Source organism: Mesorhizobium waimense, from assembly GCF_003601975.1.
Classification (GTDB): domain Bacteria; phylum Pseudomonadota; class Alphaproteobacteria; order Rhizobiales; family Rhizobiaceae; genus Mesorhizobium; species Mesorhizobium waimense.
This window is the reverse complement of record NZ_QZWZ01000005.1, coordinates 122,668-137,665: the sequence shown is the minus strand read 5'-3', so window position 1 is coordinate 137,665 and position 14,998 is coordinate 122,668. Positions and strand designations below refer to the sequence as shown.

Annotated in this window: 12 protein-coding genes; 4 read left to right on the top strand and 8 right to left on the bottom strand. The window is 61.8% G+C overall.

What is annotated here, in order from left to right; translation table 11 throughout:
- Positions 1–363 precede the first annotated feature (363 nt).
- Positions 364–2,409 (bottom strand): type I secretion protein, encoded by a 2,046-nt coding sequence (locus D3227_RS08740; RefSeq protein ID WP_147377589.1) that lies wholly within the window; start codon positions 2,407–2,409, stop codon positions 364–366.
- 128 nt (positions 2,410–2,537) lie between these two features.
- Entirely contained in the window at positions 2,538–4,385 is a 1,848-nt protein-coding gene (locus D3227_RS08735) for a hypothetical protein (RefSeq protein ID WP_120013723.1), read from the bottom strand.
- A 604-nt stretch (positions 4,386–4,989) separates the two neighbouring features.
- Between D3227_RS08735 and D3227_RS08730 the strand changes: the two genes are divergently transcribed.
- Complete coding sequence (locus tag D3227_RS08730; protein ID WP_245451699.1) at positions 4,990–5,772, top strand: response regulator transcription factor; 783 nt, start codon at positions 4,990–4,992, stop codon at positions 5,770–5,772.
- A 7-nt stretch (positions 5,773–5,779) separates the two neighbouring features.
- Positions 5,780–6,262, top strand: coding sequence for a hypothetical protein (locus D3227_RS08725; RefSeq protein ID WP_120013822.1), 483 nt, complete (start codon positions 5,780–5,782; stop codon positions 6,260–6,262).
- A gap of 116 nt (positions 6,263–6,378) precedes the next feature.
- Here D3227_RS08725 and D3227_RS08720 read toward each other — a convergent pair whose 3' ends face one another.
- A complete protein-coding gene (locus tag D3227_RS08720) occupies positions 6,379–8,001 on the bottom strand; it encodes a GNAT family N-acetyltransferase (RefSeq protein WP_120013722.1) in 1,623 nt (540 codons plus the stop codon).
- A gap of 303 nt (positions 8,002–8,304) precedes the next feature.
- Entirely contained in the window at positions 8,305–8,829 is a 525-nt protein-coding gene (locus tag D3227_RS08715; protein ID WP_425374492.1) for a transglutaminase-like cysteine peptidase, read from the bottom strand.
- A 444-nt stretch (positions 8,830–9,273) separates the two neighbouring features.
- Between D3227_RS08715 and D3227_RS08710 the strand changes: the two genes are divergently transcribed.
- Together D3227_RS08710 and D3227_RS08705 are read left to right on the top strand one after the other, a co-directional pair.
- The gene (locus D3227_RS08710) at positions 9,274–9,783 is read left to right on the top strand and encodes a PE family protein (RefSeq protein WP_120013720.1); all 510 of its coding nucleotides are present in this window, start codon (positions 9,274–9,276) and stop codon (positions 9,781–9,783) included.
- Between the two features lie 298 nt (positions 9,784–10,081).
- Positions 10,082–10,345 (top strand): hypothetical protein, encoded by a 264-nt coding sequence (locus tag D3227_RS08705; RefSeq protein WP_147377588.1) that lies wholly within the window; start codon positions 10,082–10,084, stop codon positions 10,343–10,345.
- Here D3227_RS08705 and D3227_RS41065 read toward each other — a convergent pair whose 3' ends face one another.
- From D3227_RS41065 to D3227_RS08685, 4 genes are all read right to left on the bottom strand, one after another.
- Entirely contained in the window at positions 10,346–10,627 is a 282-nt protein-coding gene (locus tag D3227_RS41065; protein WP_167480645.1) for a hypothetical protein, read from the bottom strand.
- Between the two features lie 341 nt (positions 10,628–10,968).
- Entirely contained in the window at positions 10,969–12,078 is a 1,110-nt protein-coding gene (locus D3227_RS08695; protein WP_120013717.1) for an alcohol dehydrogenase family protein, read from the bottom strand.
- Between the two features lie 8 nt (positions 12,079–12,086).
- Positions 12,087–13,466, bottom strand: a complete 1,380-nt coding sequence (locus tag D3227_RS08690) for an aspartate aminotransferase family protein (RefSeq protein WP_120013716.1) — start codon at positions 13,464–13,466, stop codon at positions 12,087–12,089.
- Between the two features lie 32 nt (positions 13,467–13,498).
- Positions 13,499–14,992 carry an NAD-dependent succinate-semialdehyde dehydrogenase gene (locus D3227_RS08685; protein ID WP_120013715.1) on the bottom strand — a complete coding sequence of 498 codons (1,494 nt, stop codon included), beginning with the start codon at positions 14,990–14,992 and terminating at the stop codon, positions 13,499–13,501.
- Positions 14,993–14,998 lie beyond the last annotated feature (6 nt).

Here is a 14,998-nt window from a genome sequence, read left to right as displayed (position 1 = left end):
TGGCGCCATCCTGGCCTGGGATGCGGCGGCGGGCGGTGTGGCCTGCTCTGGTGCGGGAGTGCGGTGGGCGGTCTCGGCTGCCTGGTTGCGGGATTGGGGCAGAGCCCGATCCTGCTCGACCTTCGCCTGCGGGCGGGCTGCTACGTCTTGCAGTTGGTCGACGATGTTGTCGATTGCCTTGATGGTCCGGTCAATGGCCCGCTCATGCTGCAGCAAGGCACTCGAGAGTGTCGTGCGGGGCGCCGAGGAGTTCGGGTTCTGCGGTGCCTGGTCGCCTTCTTGCAAGGCTGCTTCCAGACCCTCGGCAAAGGTTTCCCAAGACAGGTCGCGATCGTCGCTCATGATATCCCCCCGGATCCCAGATCAAGCCAAAATTGTCTGCATGCCGTCCGCCTGGACGTGGTCCGGCGTCGGCACGATCGGATGATCTATCTGCGCATCGTCGTCGGAGGCGTCGTCGACAAGGAAGGCGACCGCTTCGTTCACCAGCGCGTCCGGATTCTGCCCGCCGAGTTCTGGATCGCACGAGATGATGTCTGCCTGGATCAGGATCTCTTGCGAATAGTGCTCGCCGCCAACATAGGTCTTGTCGGTGCCGTCGACGTCGACGATGCCGGCGAAATTGGCCACCTGGTTGCCGCCGGTGGTGACTGTCCATTCCGCTTCGGGGTGGGCGACGAATTGATTCATCGCCAAAGCGACCTGGTCGCTGTCGCCCAGCACATTCGTCTGAGAGACGTATTGCACATTGAGCAGGTCGCCCGAAATGTAGAGGACCCGCAAGGTGCCGATACCGGCGAAGGCTTCGTCGTTGAGGATGTCGCCAGGGTTGCCGCCCTTGCCGGCCGCCATATCCTGGGCAGCCTGCAGATAGGAGGTTGGCAATGCCTCGAAATGGTTCTGCCCGCCGACATTGATGATCGTGGCGTCGTTCCAGAGCAGGTTCCCGGCGGTCGAGTAGGATCCCCCTCCGGACGTCTCGAAGCCGTCCACCGCGCCGATGAGATCGTTGTCGATCAGGACGTTGAGCTGATGGATGATGTTGGCGTCATAGATGTTTCCGCCGATGATGATCAGGTCGTAGTACTGGCCCAGCTCATTGATCGATATATCGTTTATCTGAGTGTTGTCGCCGGTGCTCACCATGGTCCTGACGCCGGACGAAGACAGGATCGAGGTGTCGTTGTCCGTCATGAAGCTGTATTGCTCGAGCCAGTTCATGATGATCAGGTCGCCGGTGACCTGCGTCACCACCCAGGCGGCAGGGAATCCGTCCGCCGCGGTTGGCGCCTCGCTGCCGGCCGACGGATCGATGTGCTTGAACATCGCGATGTTGAAGCTCTCGTCGGGGGCGTTGCCCAAGGCCCAGCCGTTCAGGCTGGAACTGACAGAGTCGGTGTCGCAGTGCGCGTTGATTTGAATGATGGCGTTGATTTCGTAGCTGTTTCCGACAACGGCGACGACAGACGTCGTTGTCCAGTTGTTCGTCATGACGGCCGAGTTGATCAGCGTGTTGCCGCCGGCGTCCAATTCGACACCAGGGTTCAGCAAGCCGTTGCCCCAGCCCGACATGAAGTCGGAGGAGTCCGGAGGCGTGTTGTAATCGTCCTTGTCGGCGCCTTCCTCGGTTCCGTCGGAGTCGTCGTTCTGTTCCTTGAGGATGTTGAGGTGGTCCTCCGCCTTCGGCGCGTCGGCCTCGTCAACCAGCTGTCCGTTGACGAAGGTTCCTTGGATCGGCCCCGAAGCCGCGTCCGGGTGCACCACGAAAACGTTCGCTTCGCCATCATAGCTGTCGGAGTAGGCCACGAGACGCTCGCTTGCGGTGATGACGGTGGTGGCGATGTCCTCGGCGGAGCCTGGCCTTGCCAGATCATCCAGCGGCGACAATTCCGCCGCGGTGTTCATCAGGGACACCATCTGGCTGCCATCGTCGAGCGTCGGGGTGAATATCAGGCCGTGTCCACCAGCGCCGACATAGTCGTTGTCGGACAGGCGGATCTCCTGATTGATGTGAATGGCGACCTCGCCGGGAGGTTCGATGTGCGGCAGGATCATGTGGCCGCCGAACCCCGGCAGATGCGGGATGTGAAACAGGTGATGGCCGGGGCTCAGATGGCCGGCATCTGGAATTTCGGGAGGCGTGTACCAGAAACTCGTGCTGACGGTGTACGGCACCAGTTCCGGCTTGAGCCCCATATAGGGAACGTGCGGATCGAAATCGTCCAGCGTGTAAGGCGCCTTGACGTTTATATCCGTGTTGGGAAGGTCGGGGGTCTCTTCCTTGACGGCTTCGGCAATCTTGAAGTCGTCATAGGTCTTTAGCTGCCGTGCTTCCTCGACCGAAATTTCGAGCATTCCGATGAAATGCGAGATTGCCTCGGTGATCTTATCCAGCTGCATGGAATACACGGTAGCCTCCCTATCTTGAGATCATTCGCGCTCGATCGGGCGGCATGTCTCCCGGATGGAAGGACTGCGCGGAAAACTCCGCGCAGTCCAAGCTGTCTGATTTCCTGGGAAATCAGTCGTGCAACCAATTACGCACCAGTGTTGTCGCCGGCGTCTTCGCCAGTCAGCGTGTTGGTGAAGTTGCCGCCAACCACGGTCTGATCGACGAGGTTTTCCTGCAGGTTGGCGCCCATCACGATCTGCTGGTTGAAGGCACTAACGTCGATCAGGCCGTCGGCCGAGGCATGGCTGGTGCCGGTTACGAAGCCGTCATCGCCATTGCTCGAGCCCCAGGTCCCGCCGTCGCCGCCGGCGCCACCGTCACCATTGTAGGCGTAGCCGCCGGCACCACCGGCACCACCGTCACCAGCGAGGGTGAACCCACCCTTGGCATCGCCGCCGTAGCCATCGGCCCAGGCGCCGCTCAGCGCATTACCGCCGTCGCCGCCAAACGCCCCTGCGAAGCCGCCGAGGCTGTCGCCACCGGTCGCGTCGCCACTGGTGGCCGTGCCACCGGTTCCGTCGCCGCCCGTGCCGCCAGCACCACCGGTGCCTGCGCCCACGCCTGCGCCATAGCCAGCGCCATAGCCTGCTCCGAGGGCATCGCCGCCATAGGATTCGGAATTGCCGCCATCGGCATCGGCGTTGCCGCCGTCGGACTTGGCGTTGCCGCCGTCAGCGTCGGCACCACCGCCGCCGCCGCCACCACCGCCACCGCCGCCACCGCCGGTGGCATCGCCAGCTTCGCTCTTGGCGTCGCCGCCTTCACCGAGTGTCAAGATCGGCACGATCGGCACGAACTGGTCGACACCGTCTCCGGCATCCGCCTTCGCGTCGCCGCCGCTGACGTCGCCGCCGTCGCCGCCATTGCCACCATCGCCGCCATCGGCCTTGGCATCGCCGCCATCGGCCTTGGAGTCACCGGCTTCCGCCTTGGCGTCGCCGCCGTCTTCCGACTTGGCATCGCCAGCTTCGGCCGCGCCGACACCGAGCCCGAGGCCGAGCCCGAGGCCGAGCCCGAGGCCATCGCCGCCGTTGGCGTTGCCGCCATCGCCGGTGCCGCCCTTGGCGTCGCCGCTATCGCCGTCGCCCGCCTTGGAGTCGCCGCCGTCGGCCTTGTTGTCGCTCTTGGAGTCGCCACCGAAGGCCGCACTGAGCGCCAGGCCACCCTTGCCGTCGCCGGCTTCGATGTCGCCGCTCTTGGCGTCGCCGCCACCGCCGCCTTCGCCGCCATTGGCCTTGGCGTCATCGCCGCCGTCGCCGCCGCCGCCGCCGGCCGAGATGCCGTCACCTGCCTGGGACTCGCCACCCTTGGCGTTCAGATCAAGCTTGAAATCGGCGTCGTTCTTGACGGTCGCGTTATCGAGCTTGTCGTTGTCGTACATGTTCAGGGTCTGGTTGATGATCGACGCGGTGTTGGTTCCGGCGCCGGTCATCGAATTGTTCAGGATGTCCTTGAAGGTGACGTCGTCGCCAGGATCATAAGAGACGTTGCCGTCCTTGTTGTTGATCATGGTGTCGATTTTCATGTCGCCGCTAGCATAGATATCGGCGAAGTCGTCATCGGAGTTTCCGAGCTCACCCTCGAGCTTGACGCCAACGTCGACGTCGACGTCAACCTTGGTCTCGTTGACGTTCTTGTTCTCGTTCGAGTTTTCGTTCTTGGACTCGTTCGAGTTGGCGTTCTCGTTCTCGGACTTGTTCTCGTTCTCGTTCGAGGCCTTGTTCTCGTTCGAGTTTTCGTTCTCGCTCTTGTTCTCGTTTTCGTTCGACGCCTTGTTGTCGTTCGAGTTTTCGTTCTCGTTCTTGGCGTCGTTGGTGTTTTGGTTCTTGTTTTCGTTCTCGTTTTCGCCGTCGCTGCCGCCGATATCGAATTCGCTATCGACGATCTGCAAGCCGAATGCGTTGATGTTGTTCTTGTCGAGGTCGAGAGACATGATCGTGTCCTCAGTTGAGGCCGCGACTGCCGGACCGCATTCTTCTCTTACGCGGTCTTGAGCTGTTCGCGGACGTTGCGTTTAATGCGGTGAATGGATTGTCGGACCGAGGGGACTGAGGTCCGAAATCCGACTTTCATCATAAGTTTGCTTGGGTACCTCCCGTTGACTGGGGAGGGGCAGCTCGATCAGGCAATGCTCGACCATCGCGCCGGACCTCAAAGACCCGGTCGCTCAGCTACGGCAAAGCCTGGGAGCTCCCCGCTCCTGTAGTGAACACGGGAAGTTTGTGGCCACGGGGGGTGAATTGTAAGCTGACTGTTCGGGCTAGCCCGTTCAATGGAATGGGCGAAGGGTACTGCAGCCCTCAAATGAACCTGAATTCCGCAACGATTTGCGGTCGCTGTCGTGCCGTTGGACGCCGCTCGCCTTCGAAGCGACGTGGCAAATCTGCAATAGCTCCTCCGAACTATATCAGGCAGGGCTAACTTAGTGTATAAGTCGTTAAGGCTAGCTGTTTTGCGGGGTAGAGGCCCGCGATATCGAAGAAGGAAAAAAACGAGACCAGACAGTGGTCTAAAGTGGTCTAGGTGGGGTGGCAACCATGTCAAACGTCAATATGCGCGGCACCGTTGGTAGCGGTGCGGGAGAGAGTTGGGCTCGCAGAATTCTACTGACTGTTTCCTCGGCCGACAGCTTTCCGGAATGTCTTGTATACGCAATCGAGAGGGAATTTCCCTCTATAGCGGTGGAGCAGGCTACAAGCCTGGAAGCCGCCTGCGCCACGTTCAAGCATCCCGTTTGCTTGATACTTGTGGACACTGAATTCCTGGACAGGATCGGCGACCATGCCGCCGATCTCATGCGGTTTCATTCGGCAGCACCTGTCGTACTGGTGCAACACGACAGCCGCGCTCCCGTTTCCGTCCAGGAGGTCTTCGATTCTAAAATCGTGCGCAGTGTCCTGCCGATGGATCTGAAACTTGATGTCTGGCTTTCCGTCATCAGGCTCGTGCTTCGCGGCGGAGAGTACTTTCCGCTGGCCATGTTTCAGTCCCATGCGAAGGGCTCTTCCGACAAAGTTCCGGATGCCGGGCGGGCTCTTCAAGCCACGAGCAGCGATGCCGGTTTTGAAGAGATGGGCGAGCTGACCGAACGGGAATTTCAGATTCTCGAGATGGTCGCCCGGGGATTGCAGAACAAGATCATCGCCGCGACGCTCCGTCTTTCCGAACATACGGTCAAGATCCATCTGCACAATATCATCACCAAACTCGGCGCCCACAACAGGACCGAGGCGGCTGCGATATTCCATAATCGAAAGGGTACGTTTCTCAGCGACATGGAACGAGCAAGGCCGCCGCGCTTTTCTCAATCTTCGCTCTGAGTTGGCGATGTCCCGCTTTCAGGAGGTCCTGCTCCTCGTTGGCCAGTTGAATTACACCTGGACCAACACTGAAAGCCTGCTGATTTATCTGATTGCCGGCCTGGCGAAGGTCGACAAGGAAACGGCAATCATCATTTTCCTGACGCTCAACACAACTCGGGCGCGGATCGAGTTGGTCGAGCGACTGGCGAAGATGCCGAAAACGTCGGCGCCATGCCGCCAGGCAGTCCTGACTGTTACCGACAAACTTACACGTCAAGCGAAGTTGCGAAATAAATACAGCCATTGCATTTATTCGTTCGACGAAACCGGGAATCATGCAAGCACGCAACTGATGCGCATCGTGGATGGGAAGGACGAGGTAAGGTACGGCAAGATTGAAGAGATAGACGAAAAGGAAATAAATAAAATACACGAATCTATCGATCGCATAAGAGAGATAAACAAAGATATATGGTCCATTGTTGAAGAGAATTCGTTCCCGAAGTGAGGCGTACGTATCTTCTGCGGCCACCTAAGCCCTCAGGGGCAGAAGCTCAATATAATCCCATGTGGCCTCGCTGCCGGCGATCCGGCAGGCCGTCGCGCTTTTCGTCCCGGCCGCATCTACTCCGCGGCGCTCGCGACATGCTGAAAGGTTTTCAACACAGTGTCGCGGAGGGCGAGAGCTTGGGCGTGACCCGGCTCCAGACCGATACAGTCATCCAGACTTGCGAGCCCTTCCTCGATGCGGTCGAGCTTCACCAGTGCGAGGCCGCGATTGTAGTGCGCCGCGGGCACATCGGGCCTGATGACTGTCGCCTGGCTGATCTGCCGTTCCGCATCCTCATATTTCCGCTGCTGAAGGCAAACCACGCCAAGGAGATAGCGGACATCAAAATGCCCAGGCTCGATATCCAGGATCTCGCGATACATCTTTTCCGCCTCAGCGAGGTTTCCGGCCTGGTGCAGGCGAGCGGCGGTGCTGAGATCTTGCGGCAAACGAGACCGGCGCGCGGTATCCAGCTGCTGAAGCAGCTGAAGTGCCCCGGCATAGTCCGGATCGGCATCCAGGATTTGCCGGCAGGCGCGCGCGGCGCCTTCTAGGTCGCCGGCCTGATGGAGCGCTTTTGCTCGCGCGAGCACGACGGGCAGGCTCCGGCCCTCCAGACTGTCGCGAAGATTGCGGCGTGTCGCGGTGCTCACGAGGAGGCATTCGACCCTTCGCTCGAGACCGCCGAAATCATATTTGTAAGAAAAGTCACCGGTCTGCAGATCATAGACGGCAAAGCCGTTCTGAATGGCCCAGCGTATGCTGTAGAGATGAAGCGCAAAGCCGGGCGCCGGTTTTTTGATCTCGAGATCACGCCCATTGAGCATGCCGATCAGCGTCCGGTTCTTCCGATCGATCAAGGTGGCCTGCGCGCCGATCGGGCTATCACCCTGCCAAAGAACGGGAAGATAGAGGGCATCATCCTCGAAAGCGCACCGCAGCATGTTGCGGAAATTGTTCATCATGGCCTGCGGCAGGCCCGGGTGATACCGCGCCGCCAGCTTGGCGCCCCACTGGTTCTCCCAGAACCGAAGAAGCGCCTGCAGGTCACGTTCCAGCGTCGCGGCGGTGACATCGGTGACCCGATACTCTGCCGCATGGTCGATTGCCCTCAGCGTGCGCCTCGCGGTCTTGCGCGTCGCGGCCCCCAGCCTTTCGTTGAGGAATTCCTCCCAGTCGCCGGGCAGATTCACATAAACATAGATGTCATGATCGATGTTATCGCCGTCGTCCGGCCGCCTTACCTTGCCGGTCTGGAACTCGGGGGCGGCAAACTCCCCCAGAAACACGTCCAGCCGCCGCTGCGACGCAAAGATGTTCTCGAGGTGCAGCTTGGCCCAGTTCAGCTGCTTGGTGTGTTCGGCGAAGGCGCGGATGACGGCATTCTGAACGTCCGGATCGCAGATGAAGCCGGCGTAACCGGCGAAGTAGCCGCCACCGGTCCTCAATTCGTTGTGCAACGCGCCGTCCCTGGCCCTCTCGGTGCGAAGCTGCAGGGGGAAGAAGCCGACATAGTCGGGTGAATCGTCTGATCTTGCGGCCAGAATGAGCCATTGGTAGCGAAGCCGCTTGAACCAACCCGCCATCCATGTCCAGGACATGAAATACTGAGCTTCGGGATCCGCCTCATAGACCGCATCCCAATTGCCTCTCAGCTGAACGAGAGTATCGAAGCTATCGATGACATCCACACGCATGGCGTTGACCTGTGCTCAAAGAGCGTCGGCAAGAGGCGCTGGTCGCGGTACTGAGCTATTTCCCCCGAACCCTTGGCGAGCCCTTCATGGTCCCATGGCGGGATTGGCCTTGCAAGACGATCAAAGGATTGAGGGATCGCGAGACGGCCAGGCACGAAATCCTGCCGTCGGACCGTCAGGCAATAAAGGATTGGCTCTGGCAGCCGACCGGAGCAGTTCGGCTTTCGAAGCGCTAAATCGCTATAAATGTTCGTTTTTTACGCAATTCCGGACGAACCGCTGCGCACTTTTCCTGAAATTGCCTTAGGAGTCGATCTGCGTCCACTTGCCGTTTTCCGACTGGGATTGCCGGGCAAAGTAGTGATAGGAGGTCTGCGACCAATTCCTGACGGCGCCGCTGCGATTGTCGAGGATCAGGTCGCCCTTGTCGGTGCGAACGGTAAGCACCGTGTGTCCCTGACCGCCAAGCGTCACCACCGTCAGCAGAAGGGCTGAGGCAGGCCAGCCGCGCTTCATGAGTTCGCTCTTCTTCAGGATCGCGAAATCCTCGCAATCGCCTTCTTTCGTCGGGATGCGCCAATCGTCGGCGCTGCCGGCGGAAGGGTCGCTCCGCTCTTTGATCCTGGCGTTGACGGAACTGTTCACGGCCTGCAGTTCGGCCCGGCGCGCCGGTGTGAGCTTAACCTGCTTTACCTGCCCACCGGTGCTGCAGAGCCGTGGCTGCCGGGCGCAGAAGGGACGAAAGGCGGGCGGTGCAAAGGCATAGCCTTTGGTGACCATCATGGCCGCGCTGCCGGAGGTTTGCATGGTTTCGCTGCAGCCGGCCATGGCCAAGGCTGCGGCAATGAGCGCCGCCAAACGAATCACGTTCCGTCCCCTCGAGTTCGTGGTCGGAGATCATGTTCGAGGAATATGGTAAATCAACGCCCGCCAATAGCGTTTGCACAGGTTCTAAAACAATGTATACTTAACAATATGTTTCCGATGGTCGGAAACTTTGATATAGCGCCCAGTTTGGGGACGGGAGCGCCTTTTTTCCCTTAGGAGGAAGAAATGCACCTGTTCTCAACCTGCGCGAGCAGGGTTGGCACAACCTTGCTTGTTTCAACCGCCCTCGTGGCGGTGACTTCTGTACTCCCAGCAGCAGCAGCACAGAATGGCCCCAGGCCGCGGATGACGGTTGCGCAATGTCAGCCGCTGACGGAATCCAACTACACACTTTGCTGCATCGCGAGCAATCGCAACAGTATTCTGAGCCGTGCACAAATCGCAATGTGCCCACCGATCACGACGGCTCTCATCGCAGCCGCTCTCAGCGATGGTGAAGGCGGCGGGTCCGGTGGTTCAGGCGGCTCCGGTGGCGGTGGAAATGGTGGCGGCGGCGACGGCGGCGGAGATGGTGGCGGCAACGACGGCGGCGGAGATGGTGGCGGCAACGGCGGCGGCGGAGATGGTGGCGGCAACGGCGGCGGCGGAGATGGTGGCGGCAACGGCGGCGGCGGTGGCTCCGGTGGTGGTTCGGGCGGCTCCGGTGGCAGCGGCGGTTCAGGTGGCTCGGGCGGCGACGGCGGTTCTGGCGGCTCGGGCGGCGACGGCGGTTCTGGCGGCAGTGGCGGCGGCAGCGGTGGTTCGGGCGGCGACGGCGGTTCGGGTGGCTCGGGCAGCGGCAGTGGTGGCTCCGGCGGCTCCGGTGGCTCGGGCGGCAGCTCTGGTGGTAGCGGCGGCTCCGGCGGCGGCGGTGGTTCAGGCGGCAGCGGCGGCTCGGGCGGTAGCGGCGGCTGAGCCCGCCAGCGCACCGCAATCCAATTCGGGTGGGCGCCTGCATAGGCACCCACCTTGTCGTTTGGGTCCTTCGCCGCAGCGCGTGACGAACAAATCCTTTGGGCTCAACCGCCGGCAACCGATGGCTGTGATTCCAGCTCTAGCGGTGTCGGCATTTTGGCTAATGCAGGCGCAGGCCTTTCAGACACCCGGCTAACCTTGGGGAATTGGGGATTCCGCGGAAACGGGGCTTTTCATTTCCGATCAGTCGTGATTGATTTTGGTCGTTCGTGTTGCGCAGAACAGCCGGAGGGGCTTTGTGCGACTGATCTCGATCATGGTTGAACTAGGTGTGATTGTTGGCGGCCTCGGCCTTGAGACCGAGGCGCAGTGCCGCAATCTGGCGGTGATGGCCATCACTTCAATCCCTGACCCGGCTGAAGCCTTGCGTCTTCAGGAGGAACTGGCGACCCAGTTTTCCTTGCTTTCCTACGGCTGCGGCCTTGGAGGCGAACTCTCACCGCATTGGGACGAAATGCTCGATCTGGTCGAACTGGTCCGCTCCGCCTCCAGCTTGAACTGATCAAACCGAGCTGTCGTGCCTGGCGTAACTGGGACCGAGGGGGCCTTGGAACCTCGGCAGTTGGATCGGTTTGACCAACAAGGTTACTGGATCAGGACCAACCCTGACACTGCGCTGCCGTCTCGCCATCGCCAACCCCTTCTCCAGGGCATCCTGAAGACTTGTCGTGTAGTGCGCGGTGTCTTCGAGGCCGAAGAAGAAGTTTATGCGATGGGTTTCGCCCCTCTTGCTCATGACAATCCCCGCCGCCCGGAGCGCTTCCTGAACTGTCTTGTACGTCATAGCCACGGTTAACTCCCTGCCGAGTACGTTAAGGTCGCTCCTTTCTGTAACGAAACGGTGACGTCGACTATGAAACAGGCAACATAGTCGGCCTTTGGCCGGACTATGCGCTTCCGCTACCCTGACCCTGGCCGCCTGCAAACCAGGCGTAACCAACGACTTGAGCCGCGGACGATACAAACCCGTTGGGCCGGTGCTGTGCGCGCAGAACGCCGCCATGAGCGGCAGAAACCGCTACCGGTCCACGACCGACGGCCTGGCACGGGTTGCTGCCAACCTTCAGCAAGCGCCGGCTCCTGCCGCGCTTCATTAAGAGTCGCGCGGTCGGCCAGAAGCCGACCTCAGAGACAGGTCTTCCCGTTCCACATCGCGTCCGGCACCACCACCAGCTTGCCGACGAAATCCTTGGCGATAAAATCCGCCTGAGCCTGGTGGAAATCGGAGAGCCTGTAGACGCCGCCGACGAGCGGCCGGATCTTGCTTTCCTCAATGTAGCGCACGATGCGGCGGAAGTCGCCGCGCGTGCCCTGGCTCGAGCCGTGGAGCTGTAGCTGCTTGAGATACATGGTGCGAAGATCGAGCTGCACCACCGGACCAGCAATCGCGCCCGCCGTCGTGTAGCGGCCTTCAGGTCGCAAAACACGCAGCAGATCGTTGAAGATCGCGCCGCCGACCAGGTCGGCAACGACGTCGATCGGTTGGCCGCCGGTTGCCTCGTTCACCGCGGCCGGCAGATCGGCGACACCACGGGTGATCACCGCCTCGGCGCCGATATCGAGCACCGCCTGTTCCTTGCCTTTGCCGACGATGGCATAGGGGATGGCGCCGCGTGCCCGCGCCAGCTGCACGATGCCCGAACCGACGCCACCCGACGCGCCGGTGACCAGCACGCGCTCGCCGGTCCTCAGTGCGGCGCGCTCCAGCATCTGCTCGCCGGTGAGATAGGCGCAGCAGAAGGTGGCGAGCTCGATGTCGCTGAAGTCGGTATTGACGACATGGGCGTTCTCGGCCGGCACCGCCTGGTACTCGGCATAGCCTCCGTCACGTCCATGGCCCATATAGTCGATGTCGGCGAGTGAATCGTCGTCGCGATTGTAGATGGAGAAATCGACCATCACCCGCTCGCCGATGCGGTCAGGCGAGACGCCGTCGCCGACGGCGGCGATGGTGCCCACCGTGTCGGTGCCCTGGATGCGCGGGAAGGTCAGCGTGTTGCCCTGCCGCCGCCAGGTCGACACCGCCGCCGCGTCCTCCTCCGTGCCATAGGCGCCCTGGCGTACCCAGACATCGGTGTTGTTCATGCCGCAGGCACTGACTTTCACCAGCACCTCGCCTGGAGCAGGCGAGGGCACTTTCACGTCGGTGCGGTAGACGAGCTTTTCCATGCCGCCATGCCCGGTGAGCTGCACGGCGGCCATGGTGACGGGGAGGGTTCTGGTCATGGCGTTCATATCAGTTTTCAGATGTTGGCAAATACGCGCTTCACCGCATCCGCTGTCTTCGCCACGACGATGTCGGCCTCTTCGCGGGTCAGGCAAAGCGGCGGCGCGAAGCCGAGGATATCGCCTTGCGGCATGGCGCGGCCAATGACGCCGCGCTCGGCGAGCGCTCCAGCAATCTGCGGTCCGATCTTGAGCGAAGGATCGAAGAAGACGCGGTCGTCGCGGTCCTTGACGAACTCGATCGCCGCCAGCATGCCGTCACCGCGCACCTCGCCGACATGTTTGTGACCGCCGACGGCCCTGGTCAGTTCGGCACGGAAATAAGCGCCGGTCTCGCCGGCATTCCTGACCAGGTCCATCTCGTCGATCAGTTCGAGATTGGCCACGCCCGCGGCAACGCAGATCGGATGCGCCGAATAGGTCCAGCCGTGACCGAGTGAACCGAGCTTGTCGGAACCCTGCACCAGCACCTGCCACATCTTGTCGGCGACGATGACGCCCGACAACGGCGCATAGGCCGAGGTCAGGCCCTTGGCGATGGTGATGAGATCCGGCTTGATGCCGTAGTGGTCGGAGCCGAACATCGTGCCCAGCCGGCCGAAGCCGGTCACCACCTCATCGGCGACCAGCAGCACGTCGTACTTCTTCAGCACGGCCTGGATTTTTTCCCAGTAGCCGGTCGGCGGTGGCACGATGCCGCCGGTTCCGAGGATAGGCTCGCCGATGAAGGCGGCGACCGTGTCCGGACCTTCGGCCAGGATCATCTCCTCGAGCTTGTCGGCGCAGTGCTGCGAGAATTGCTCCTCACTCTGTGAGCGGTCGGCGCGGCGGAAGTAGTAGGGCGCTTCGGTATGCAGGATCGGCGCCCGCGGCAGATCGAAAGCGTTGTGGAACAGATCGAGCCCGGTCAGCGACCCGGTCATGACGCCGGAGCCGTGATAGCCGCGCCAGCGCGAGATGATCTTCTTCTTCTCGGGCCGGCCCAGCACATTGTTGTAGTACCAGATCAGCTTGATGTTGGTTTCGTTGGCGTCGGACCCTGACAGGCCGAAATAGACCCTGGACATGCCTTGTGGCGCGCGGTCGATGATCATCTTGGCGAGCGTGATCGATGCCTCGGTGCCGTGACCGACATAGGCGTGGTAATAGGCAAGGTTCTTGGCCTGGGCGGCGATGGCATCCGATATTTTCTGGCGGCCATAGCCGACATTGACGCAATAGAGGCCGGCGAAGGCATCGATGCTCTTCTTGCCGTTGTTATCCCAGACGGTGACGCCTTCGCCGCCGGCCATCACGCGCGCCGGCGATTCACCCCGCGCATGCATGCCCATATGGGTCGAGGGATGGAAGAAGTGGTCGCGGTCCCAGGCGGCGAGTTCGTTGGACTGTTCGAGCATCTTTTTACTCCTGAAAGGAAGATCGGCGCAGCCTAGGCTACATCGAGACAAAGGTATTTGAGATCGGTGAAGGCTTCGAGGCCGTGACGCGAACCTTCGCGGCCGATGCCGGACTGCTTGATGCCGCCGAACGGGATCGGCGCGCCGGTGATCTTCACCCGGTTGATGGCGACCATGCCGTAGTCGAGCGCGCGGCCCAGGCGCTGCTGCCGGGCGCCGTTTTCGGTCATGACATAGGCGACGAGGCCGTATTCGGTGGCATTGGCGCGGGCGACGACCTCTTCCTCGCTGTCGAACGGCGTCACTGCTGCGACCGGGCCAAAAGTTTCCTCGCGCATGATCAGCGCTTCATCGGGCACGTCGGCAAGCAAGGTGGGCTGATAGAACAGCGGCCCCGCCGCATGGCGCTTGCCGCCGGCGAGGCAACGTGCGCCGCGGGCAAGCGCATCGGCGACCTGCTCTTCGACCTTGCAGACGGCGCGCTCGTGCATCAGCGGGCCGATGTCGGTCTGATCGGCAAGGCCATTGCCGGTTCGCAACGCTTCGATGCGGCGGGCGAAGGCGGCGCAGAACCGATCGTAGATCGGACGCTGCACATAGATGCGGTTGGCGGCGAGGCAATCCTGGCCGGAGGTGGCGAATTTGGCATCGAGCGCGATCGTCACCGCCTTGTCGAGATCGGCGTCGTCGAACACGATCAGCGGCGCATGGCCGCCAAGCTCCATGACCAGCCGCTTCATCGTCGGCGCGCACTGCGCCGCGATCAGCCGGCCGACTTCGGTCGAGCCGGTGAAGCTCATGGCCCGAACCCGGGCATCAGCGCACATCGCGCCGACAATGGTCCGCGCATTGCCGGTGACGACGTTGAAGACGCCGGCGGGCAGACCGGCGCGCTCGCCAAGCTCGGCCAGCGCCAGCGCCGACAGCGGCGTTTCCGAGGACGGGTGCGCGACGATGGTGCAGCCGGCTGCAAGCGCTGCCGCAGCCTTGCGCGTCAGCATCGCCGACGGAAAGTTCCACGGCGTGACGACGCCGACGACGCCGAGCGGCTCACGTCGCACCATCATCTCGGCACCAGGCAAATGGCTGGTGACGCTCTCGGCGTTGAGGCGTTTTGCCTCTTCCGCATACCACTCGACGAAGGAAGCGGCGTAGTCGATCTCGCCCAGCGACTCCTTCAGCGGCTTGCCCTGTTCCAGCGTCATCAGCAGCGCCAGATCCTCCTTGGCGGCGAGGATCAGATCGAACCATTTTCGCAAGATTCTGGAGCGTTCCTGCGGCAGCAGCGCCTGCCAAGCCGGGAAGGCGCGCGAAGCGGCATCGATCGCCTTCGTCGTCTGCCCGGCATCGAGCGCGGCGACAAAGGCGACGGTGGCGCCGCTCGCCGGATCGGTGACCTCGAAGCTCTCCGCCGCTTCGCTCGCCGTCCAGTGGCCGTCGACATAGGCGAGCGCGCGCAGCAGCCGGCGGTCGGCGAGGCGGTCGAGCGCTTCATGGTGGTTCGTGCGGGCAAAATGCGCGGACATCGATCA

Bases quoted from the DNA above. Each gene is read 5' to 3' on its own strand.
- D3227_RS08735 (WP_120013723.1), bottom strand. From the start codon at position 4,385: ATGTCTCTCGACCTCGACAAGAACAACATCAACGCATTCGGCTTGCAG.
- D3227_RS08730 (WP_245451699.1), top strand. From the start codon at position 4,990: ATGTCAAACGTCAATATGCGCGGCACCGTTGGTAGCGGTGCGGGAGAG.
- D3227_RS08725 (WP_120013822.1), top strand. From the start codon at position 5,780: ATGTCCCGCTTTCAGGAGGTCCTGCTCCTCGTTGGCCAGTTGAATTAC.
- D3227_RS08720 (WP_120013722.1), bottom strand. From the start codon at position 8,001: ATGCGTGTGGATGTCATCGATAGCTTCGATACTCTCGTTCAGCTGAGA.
- D3227_RS08715 (WP_425374492.1), bottom strand. From the start codon at position 8,829: ATGGCCGGCTGCAGCGAAACCATGCAAACCTCCGGCAGCGCGGCCATG.
- D3227_RS08710 (WP_120013720.1), top strand. From the start codon at position 9,274: ATGTGCCCACCGATCACGACGGCTCTCATCGCAGCCGCTCTCAGCGAT.
- D3227_RS41065 (WP_167480645.1), bottom strand. From the start codon at position 10,627: ATGACGTACAAGACAGTTCAGGAAGCGCTCCGGGCGGCGGGGATTGTC.
- D3227_RS08695 (WP_120013717.1), bottom strand. From the start codon at position 12,078: ATGAACGCCATGACCAGAACCCTCCCCGTCACCATGGCCGCCGTGCAG.
- D3227_RS08690 (WP_120013716.1), bottom strand. From the start codon at position 13,466: ATGCTCGAACAGTCCAACGAACTCGCCGCCTGGGACCGCGACCACTTC.
- D3227_RS08685 (WP_120013715.1), bottom strand. From the start codon at position 14,992: ATGTCCGCGCATTTTGCCCGCACGAACCACCATGAAGCGCTCGACCGC.